The organism is Nonomuraea sp. KM88 (assembly GCF_052245635.1).
Lineage (GTDB): Bacteria > Actinomycetota > Actinomycetes > Streptosporangiales > Streptosporangiaceae > Nonomuraea.
Map to the genome: position 1 here is coordinate 1 of NZ_JBQQCC010000046.1, position 7962 is coordinate 7962.

Sequence of the window (7962 nt, forward strand, 5' to 3'; positions counted from 1 at the left end):
CCCCTCCACCTCCGAACGGCGGATTCACGGGGTTGTCCGCGAGCACGCAGACGCACCATGAACTGCACGAATGGCCGCCCACAGCGACACATGCACAATCCAGCCACCTTTGCAACTCTTGTGACTCCAGGTGAACTTGTTATAGAAATAGAGCCGTTCGCACAAATGCATCGATTGAGGTTTTGGTTGAGAACGCTCGACAGACTCCGGCACACGGTAAAACTCGCTACCGCGGCAGCACTTGTCTCCGCTATGCCGACCCTGGTCGCCGATTCGGCAGCCGCAGATTCGGCACCGCCACCCACGCCATCATCAATTGCCCTCCTCGACCAGGCGAGGAGCCAGGCCAAAGCCCAGAACAAGCGGATCGAAATCGAGTCGCTGCGCAGCGAGACCGCGACCTATTACGCCAATCCCGACGGCACGACCCTCCTCGCCGAACTGCACGCGAGCCCCATCCGGATGCAGAGAGACGGCTCCTGGCAGCCGATCGACACTACGCTTGTCGAAAGCAATGGAACTCTTCAGCCGAAATTATCCAAAGCGCCCCTCGCCTTATCCGCCGGGGGCGACGCGAAGCCGTTGGCACAGATATCCACCCCAGATGGCGATTCGCTCATTCTGAACTGGCCGTCGCCGCTACCGCGCCCCACCGTTTCCGGAAACAAAGCAATATACAAAGACGGAGCCGAACCCGGGACGGACATCGTCGTGACAGCCCTGGCGACGGGTCTTCGGTATGAGTTCGTGATACGACGGCCCCCGGCAGCCAAGGCTCTCGATCTCACACTTCCCATCGCGTTCCAGGGGCTCACTCCCACGAGTCGAGCAACAGGGAAGTTCGCCGACGCCGCCGGCAAGCCCGCGCTCTTCGCCTCGACCCCACGCCTGGCAGCGCAGGGTCGTTCGACGTCGAAGAAGGCCGCCGTCAAGGCGGAGCACGCAGGAGACGTTCTTCACCTGACATCCGATCTGACGTCCGTCGACCAGGCGTCCTTTCCTGTGACGCTGAGCGGCTCGTACACGATCCCAGGCAGCGCCGACGTGGACGTCGCCGACGATGGAAGTCTGGCCGACCCGTCACTTCCCTTCCTTACGGCGGGGAACATCTTCGGCATCCGGAACCGTACCCACTTGCGTTTCGACACGGCAGCCCTCGCCTAGCAGAAGATCATCGACGCCCGCCTCTCGCTCCTAAACACCGACGGCCCCGGGTGCGGGGAGGAGATCGGGGATGGGATCCAAGTACGGCGGATAACTAGCGATTGGGATGCGAACAACCTCACCTGGGCCAACAAGCCCGCCGCCACGACCGATGGATCCACCACCGTTACCAAGTCGTACGCTTCCGACTGCGGAGAGGGCACTCTTGAGTGGCCGCTGAACCACATCGTCACGACATGGACGACCGGCCAGCCGAATTACGGCGTCGTCCTCCAGGCCCCGGACGAGGCTTCCGAAGATGACAACTACCGCGTCCTGGCGTCGTCCGAATACGGCAGCGCTCAGGACGCACCGACGCTCACGGTGACGTACGAACCGGTACCGAGTTTGGACGGCACCGGTCGCACGGACCCGGAGACGGGGTCGTACGTCATCGAGGGCATCGACCTTTATGAGGGCGGCATGGTCACCATGCGCAGCCACAGCGCAGGGCCGCGCGGCGAAGCGGCCAAGCCCAACGAGCAAGTCCTCGGCCCCAATTGGCAGCTCACTCCACTGGGCGGCATGCTCTCGAACCGGCTCACCAATCGAGACGGCACCCTGTGGATCGATTACCCCAACGGCAGCACAGGAAAGTCCTTCGGCCCGGTCCCGGGCACGCCCGATACCTGGAAGGCGTCCGACGGGGAGACGATCGTCAAGAACGCCGATGGCACCTACACCCAGCGCGGCGGAGAGCCGGGCATCATCGCCACCTGGCGGTTAAACGGCAATGAGGGCATCATCGTCGAGCTGGGCAGCGAGGACACGGGCACCGAGCACGTCGACTACGACACCCAGGGACGCGTGGCCAGAATCGTCAGCCCGGACAAACCCGGCACTGTCTGTTCATCCGCATCCACATCGGGGTGCCACTCGGCAACCTTCTCCTACGCCACCCAAACCACGGCATCCGCGGCGGCATTCGGAGATCAGGAAGGCCAGCTGAAGGAGATCGCCTACGGTACTCCGGAGGGCTCCACGGCCGCGATCGTCCGCTACACCTACGACACGGAAAAGCGGCTGCGCGAGGTCTACGACCTGCGCGACTATGAATCGGGCTCCGCGAGCGTGGCCGCCGACCCGCTGAAGAGCAGCTACGCCTACGATTCAGCAGGCAACGTCACCCAGCTGACCACCCCTGGCGACGGCACGTGGAACCTCACCTACGACGGCCCTGGCCGCCTAACCGAGGCCGAACCAGCTCTTGGTATCAAGGCCACCACACCCTGCTACGCCTCGGACTTCATGCTGGGTAAGAGAGCCGGCTGCTGGGTCGACCCCGTCTACATGGACAACGAGCCCGAAGAAGCGGGAAACACCAAGATCTCCCCCGAGTGGGTGAAGACGCCCGGCGGCTGGTCAGTCGTAGGCGTCCCCTGGGACCACTGCACCAATCCAGCGCTGCCGAAAATCGTGAAGGACAACCCCGCGGGAATCTCGTTCGCCGCGGCCTGTGACAGCCACGACTACGGATATGGGATTATCTACTCACACAAGTTCAGCAACTTCCTGAAGCCCCGGAAGACCGCCGTCGACGCCGTGTTCTACAACATCCTGAAGAACGGCACCTGCAATTATTACAAGAAGTTCCCCACCACCAACTGGGGCCAGTGCGCATCGTGGGCCTGGATCTACTACCAGGCGGTGTACTACGGTGGCGGCGGAGAGATGAATCCGGAAGGATAGTCCAGTCAGGTACTGAGTTGACGCTGCGCGGGGTCCCTGATGGCACATCAGGGACCCCATGCCCGTATCAACCTCAGGCGGAGACGCAGAACCAAGGACACAGCACGATGCGCAACAAATACGCAACACTCCTGGCCTCGGCTTCACTCATTTTTGTCATGGCAGCCACGCTCGATTTCGCCAGACAGGGTGGCCACAGAGGTGGAATGGAGCTGCTCTGGCCGTTCCTGGCAAGCTTTCCCCTGAGCATTGTCGCAGAGTGGGCCTGGTCGGCAGGGCTGAATTCGATCGTCCCCGAGGGCTTATTCGGGGGGTCCAGGCTCAACGCGCACGTTGGATTCCTGACCATTACCGGGTTGGTACAATCCCTGGCGATATGGCGAATCATCCGCGGCAAGAGAACACCGGAAGCGCGTAATCCTCCTGCCATCGGCAGAGCAGACAGGGTTTTGCCGAGGGTGACCCTGATATATATCGGAATAGTTGTGTCACTCGCTCTGCTGAGTCTGCTCACCATGCCCGACAGGCCCACTGAGCCGTGGGTCAGTGGCGATCATCCTGATTTCTGGCCCCTCAGCTTCTACGCCGCGTTCCCCACCTCCATGCTGCTGACCTCGATCACGGCCCTGTTCACCGTCACGGTGGATCACAGAATCTTGGTATTGGAGTCGCTCTGCGCCGGGATGATCCAAGCCGTAGCCGTCTGGACGACTCTGAGGCAAACACGGCGGGGCTAGCGATCCTTGGTCGCTAGGGCAGCCGGTGTTCAGAGGCGGCTTGCTGTCGAGATGTCGGTGCATGGGCCATCGTGTACATGCACCTCCGCGGTGTGGTGATTGTGTCTTGGCTCCGCCAAGAAGTCATGTACCAAGAATGGTCGAGACGGTAGCTTCGCAGTGTGGGTGATGACGCTGAGCAGACGCGCTGGGTCGTGCATGGGGAACGGCTGATCTATGACGACCGGTGGATCCGGTTGGGGCTGGCCGATGTGGAGATCCCGGGCGGGGAACGGTTCGAGCATCATGTGGTGCATCTGGATCGGGCCGCGATCGCTGCCGTGCTGGATGAGCAAGACCGCGTCCTGCTGATGTGGCGGCATCGTTTCATGTTCGATCGATGGGGGTGGGAGCTTCCCGGCGGGCTGATCGAGGCCGGCGAGGAGCCGATGGTCACCGCTCTGCGGGAAGTGGAGGAGGAGACCGGGTATCGGCCGACGAGCCTTGAGCTCCTGGTCTCGTACCAGCCGATGGCTGGCATGGTCGACTCCGAGCACATCCTTTTCGTTGGGCGTGGAGCCGAGCTGGTGGGCAAACCTGAGGGCGAAGTGGAGGCCGATCGGATCGAGTGGATCCCCATGAGTGAGTTCCCCGGCATGATCGCCCGCGGGGACATCTGGACGTCCGGGACGTTGATCGGGCTGCTACAGGCTCAGGTGTGGCTCAACGGCCGAGCGCGCGGTTGACGGCTCTGGCCAGTTCGTCGATGCGGTGCCGTTGACGGCGACTGCCGGTCATGGTGGCCAAGTGCTGGGCGCGGTGGATGTGGGGCTGGGCGGCTTCAGGATCTCCGACCGCGAGCAGGGCGTGGCCGAGGTCGCAGCGGACGCCGGACTCGGCGCGGTTGTAGGTGCCGTCCATCCCGGCCAGTGCTGAGCGGAGGTCCTCGACGGTCGCGGGGTCGCCGAAGCGGACGAGGCAGTTGCCGCGCCAGCGGGCCAGATGATGGGTGTTGATCGCGAGATAGGGCATGTTCGGGTCGGCATCTCCATCCGGAAGCAGGGAGACGGCTTGATCCAGGGCACGACGGCAGGTGGTCTCATCGCCCAGAACGGCGGCGGCCTCGGCTTCGGCGGCGGAGAGCCAGGTCCTGAGACGGGCGGGTACTCGGTCGTGGTGCTGGGCGTGGACGTGCTGGAGGAGTTCGGTGGCCTCGGCGGGGCGGCCGAGTTCCATGAGGACATAAGCCTGTTCGCCGGAGACGTAGGCGAGGACGGCGGGATCGTCTGCTTCGTAGGCGGCGGCCTTGGCGTGCTCGTAGTGGTGCCAGGCGTCGTTGAGAGCCAAGGTGTTGATGGCCTGCCAGCCAGCCAATGAGGCGGTTTCGGCGAGCAGATGAGCGAGCTCAGCGCGCATGCCAGGGCGTACAGCGTGGCGGTGGGCGCGCTCGATCTGGGGTTGTTGGTGTCGGTGCGCAGGATCATGACCGTGGTCGGGTCGATGGTGGCTGCGGTGTCCAGCAGTTCGGCGAGTTCGCGGGCCTGCTGCTCCTGCTCATCGTCGTCATCACTGCTGTGGGATGCTCCGTTGAGCGGCGCCAGGCCGAGAAGCATGCGGGCGTGGTCAGGCAGGCGCAGGCCGGTGGCGACGCGTTCGATGACGGCGAGCTCTTTGACGGTCCCGCCGCCGTTGAGGATCTTGTTGACGCGAGGCTGGCCGAGACCGGTGGCGGTGCCTATTCGGACCTGGCTGGCACCGTATTTGTTGGCAAGACTGAAAAGTCCGGCGATGTCGCGGTTCTTGAGTATTTCCCGGGTTTCGTCCCGATCCCAGACTGCCGTAGGTAGCTCAATTGGGTCGAACGCGCCATTTTGCATTCTCAGACCTCCGGCTTCCGATGCCGGGATGATGTCGTGCTCTGCGGCTGATCCTATATGCGCTCGTGCTATATCAGCGTGAGATAGGTCTGAAAAGTATGGGCATTCATGCTGTCCGGCATGACAACGCCAGTCAGATGTACAGAGTGCGAGGGGCGAGGCTGGAAGATCGTCACTCGCCGCGGCCACGTGGCGGCCTCCGGGCTGGGCCTGGCTGCGTCCGCTCAGGAGGACTGCCTTTACTGCGCCGGTCCTGCTGATACGCCGCAAGAGGGTTTCGAGTGGGAAATCCGCATTCTGGGCGAGGGCGGCGAAATGCCTGGTCCGGGCGGTTGGAGCGCGTTCCAGGCGACCTCGATGGACCAACTGCGCACGGCGATGCGCGGCATGCCGCGAGAGATCTCGATCAAGGGCAGCATCCGGCACAAGTTCTACGACTTCGGGGCCGGTGAGAACGCCTGGGCGCAACGCGAGATTTTCCTCGCGTACGTGGATCCGGCCGGGGCCGTAAGGTTTGAGCGGGTAAGCTAATGATCTCCACCATTACGATCAGCGTGGATCCGTGCCGGTCGGCCGAGCTGCTTCAGGACGCTTTGCGGCGAGACGGAATCAATTCCGATGTCCATGATGGTTATGGACTGGCTTTGGTTTCGGTCTGGGTCGGTCTAGTCGTCTGGTGCGATGGCGAGCGCTTTTGGTGGCGTACCGGATGGAATGTCGATCACCACCGAGTCATTTATGCCTGGCATCCGGCGAGTGATCCTTTCAGGGCGGCCCGCCGGATCGCGATGCGTTATGCCGAACTCCGCTCCCGGCAGACCTCGATCCGTTCCGCCACCTCCGCGGAGCCGTTGTGAGCCGGGCGAGTTCGCGTATCGGTTGGAAGGCGACGATCGTGGGCACCTTCCACAGTCATGCGCGTACGCGTGCCCATAGCTCGGCGTTGATCGGCCGTGAGGGCGTGGTGGTGGCGGTGCTGCGCAACGGCACGACAGCATTGGTCAAGCTCGACGACGATCCCTATGAGCTGCCCGGCGGCGTACAGCGCTGGCCACTGGAATGGGACGACCTGGACCTGAAAGAGCCGATCGAGGTGACTCCTCCCCCGGCGTACGTGACCGGGTGGACGAAGACAGGGCGATCGATCGAGCTGCACGCCGTGGACCCGGGCACCAAGGTGGCCGTGTGCTCATCGCCGGTCGGGCCGCTGCCGATGTGCGGTTGGTCGGTGACCTTCTCTCCGAATGCGTCCAGAGCATGCCCCAAGTGCGTCGCTCTGATTAATGGCTCTTGAGCTGGTTACATCCTGCTGCCCTTTGGACGAGGGCCACTGACAGACGTTGCCTCAGCCGGTACTGTGCTTATGCGCACAAGTGGAAGAGTGAACGGGCGGTTGAGATGGGCATGGATTTCGCCCCACCTAAATACGCGCAGGTCATGCGAGCGATCCAAGAGCGGATCGAGTCAGGCGAGTACGCCCCAGGTGACATGCTGCCGTCCGAGACCCAACTGGTGCGCGAACTCGGAGTAGGCCGGACCACGGTTGTGCGTGCCCTTCAGACCCTAGCCATGCAGGGATGGATCGAACGCGAACACGGCCGCGGGTCGTTCGTCAAAGGTCGCCCCCAGAGTGCGGCCGATCGCGTACGCCCGAGTCTGGCCACTGCCGAGCAGGGCGAGAGCGCCGACGCCGTGCTAGAGGCCGGTCGCGTCCCGGCACCCCGTCATGTCGCGCGCCTGCTGGGTGTCGCCGAGGGAACCCCAGTGATCGCCCGGAGACGGGTAACCCGGAGTGCTGACGTCATCTCGGCGGTGGAGACCATTTGGGTGCCGCTGGAGCACGCCATCGGCACCGACCTGGACAAGACTGAGCCCTTGCGGCGCGGCATCCGTCAACACCTCCAGGCGGTCAAGCACCTGCGCTTCGACCACATCACCGAGCGAGTCAGCGCGCGCACGCCTACTCAGGAGGAAGCCGAGCTGCTCGGGTCGTCCAACCCGGTTCTTGGCGTGCTGGCCACTGCGCATGATCCGGCCGGCAACGTGCTGATGGTGGTGAGCCTCGCTCTGCCAGGGAGCCTGCACGTGCTCGAAGGTGTCTTCAAGGTGAGCTAACTCTTACCCCGCCTTTACCGCTCATCCACTTGTGCGGACGAGTTGCAATCCCTACTCTCAACTCATGCGGACAAGTGGACGAGCGAACGAAGGGCTCTCCACCGCTATCGAGAGGAACAACATGGCAATCCAGGGACCCATCCCCGTCACCTACAACATGGTCTTCCCGCACGGCTGCTACATCGTCGGCGAGGTCGAGCCCGTCAAGGACTTCGACGCCTCGTCCAACGGTCGCTTCGTGCAGGCCCGCGACAAGCAGACCGCAGAGCTGGTCTGGCAGGTCGCGGTCATGGACGGTGACCCGACCCTCAAGCCCGCCCAGAAGACGGTGGCGGTCAAGATCCTCGCACCCGTCCAGCCGG

The 7962-nt window shown here is 63.4% G+C and carries 10 protein-coding genes and 2 pseudogenes; 11 read left to right on the forward strand and 1 reads right to left on the reverse strand.

The annotated features are described in order from the left end of the window. Positions 1-252: 252 nt before the first annotated feature. The 5 genes and pseudogenes from ACTWPV_RS49295 to ACTWPV_RS49315 all read left to right on the forward strand — a co-directional run bounded on the left by ACTWPV_RS49295 (position 253) and on the right by ACTWPV_RS49315 (position 4354). Entirely contained in the window at positions 253-1164 is a 912-nt protein-coding gene (locus tag ACTWPV_RS49295; protein WP_443157162.1) for a hypothetical protein, read from the forward strand. Positions 1165-1173: 9 nt separating this feature from the next. Continuing rightward, positions 1174-1521, forward strand: a pseudogene (locus ACTWPV_RS49300) (DNRLRE domain-containing protein); the annotation flags it as partial. 6 nt (positions 1522-1527) lie between these two features. Continuing rightward, positions 1528-2892 (forward strand): phospholipase A2, encoded by a 1365-nt coding sequence (locus ACTWPV_RS49305; RefSeq protein ID WP_443157163.1) that lies wholly within the window; start codon positions 1528-1530, stop codon positions 2890-2892. A gap of 107 nt (positions 2893-2999) precedes the next feature. Next, a complete protein-coding gene (locus tag ACTWPV_RS49310) occupies positions 3000-3629 on the forward strand; it encodes a hypothetical protein (RefSeq protein WP_443157164.1) in 630 nt (209 codons plus the stop codon). A 161-nt stretch (positions 3630-3790) separates the two neighbouring features. Continuing rightward, positions 3791-4354, forward strand: a complete 564-nt coding sequence (locus ACTWPV_RS49315) for an NUDIX hydrolase (protein WP_443157165.1) — start codon at positions 3791-3793, stop codon at positions 4352-4354. Here ACTWPV_RS49315 and ACTWPV_RS49320 read toward each other — a convergent pair. Then, positions 4332-5024: a hypothetical protein gene (locus ACTWPV_RS49320; protein WP_443157166.1), complete on the reverse strand. Its 693-nt coding sequence runs from the start codon at positions 5022-5024 to the stop codon at positions 4332-4334. The two genes, ACTWPV_RS49315 and ACTWPV_RS49320, sit on opposite strands and share 23 nt — an antisense overlap. Before the next feature lie 203 nt (positions 5025-5227). On the opposite strand from ACTWPV_RS49320, the gene ACTWPV_RS49325 reads away from it, so the two are divergent. From ACTWPV_RS49325 to ACTWPV_RS49350, 6 genes and pseudogenes are all read left to right on the forward strand, one after another. Next, entirely contained in the window at positions 5228-5455 is a 228-nt protein-coding gene (locus ACTWPV_RS49325) for a hypothetical protein (RefSeq protein WP_443157167.1), read from the forward strand. A gap of 150 nt (positions 5456-5605) precedes the next feature. After that, positions 5606-6016, forward strand: a complete 411-nt coding sequence (locus ACTWPV_RS49330; protein WP_443157168.1) for a hypothetical protein — start codon at positions 5606-5608, stop codon at positions 6014-6016. Next, positions 6016-6342: a hypothetical protein gene (locus ACTWPV_RS49335; protein WP_443157169.1), complete on the forward strand. Its 327-nt coding sequence runs from the start codon at positions 6016-6018 to the stop codon at positions 6340-6342. Before ACTWPV_RS49330 ends, ACTWPV_RS49335 begins: the two co-directional genes overlap by 1 nt. A 38-nt stretch (positions 6343-6380) precedes the next feature. Beyond that, positions 6381-6779 (forward strand): hypothetical protein, encoded by a 399-nt coding sequence (locus ACTWPV_RS49340; RefSeq protein WP_443157170.1) that lies wholly within the window; start codon positions 6381-6383, stop codon positions 6777-6779. A gap of 104 nt (positions 6780-6883) precedes the next feature. Further along, entirely contained in the window at positions 6884-7600 is a 717-nt protein-coding gene (locus ACTWPV_RS49345; RefSeq protein ID WP_443157171.1) for a GntR family transcriptional regulator, read from the forward strand. A gap of 121 nt (positions 7601-7721) precedes the next feature. After that, positions 7722-7962 (forward strand): annotated as a pseudogene (locus tag ACTWPV_RS49350) (plasmid replication, integration and excision activator); the annotation flags it as partial.

Excerpts from the sequence above, each read along its gene's own strand:
- ACTWPV_RS49345 (WP_443157171.1), top strand. The coding sequence starts at position 6,884 with ATGGGCATGGATTTCGCCCCACCTAAATACGCGCAGGTCATGCGAGCG.
- ACTWPV_RS49335 (WP_443157169.1), top strand. The coding sequence starts at position 6,016 with ATGATCTCCACCATTACGATCAGCGTGGATCCGTGCCGGTCGGCCGAG.
- ACTWPV_RS49320 (WP_443157166.1), bottom strand. The coding sequence starts at position 5,024 with ATGCGCGCTGAGCTCGCTCATCTGCTCGCCGAAACCGCCTCATTGGCT.
- ACTWPV_RS49330 (WP_443157168.1), top strand. The coding sequence starts at position 5,606 with ATGACAACGCCAGTCAGATGTACAGAGTGCGAGGGGCGAGGCTGGAAG.
- ACTWPV_RS49295 (WP_443157162.1), top strand. The coding sequence starts at position 253 with ATGCCGACCCTGGTCGCCGATTCGGCAGCCGCAGATTCGGCACCGCCA.
- ACTWPV_RS49310 (WP_443157164.1), top strand. The coding sequence starts at position 3,000 with ATGCGCAACAAATACGCAACACTCCTGGCCTCGGCTTCACTCATTTTT.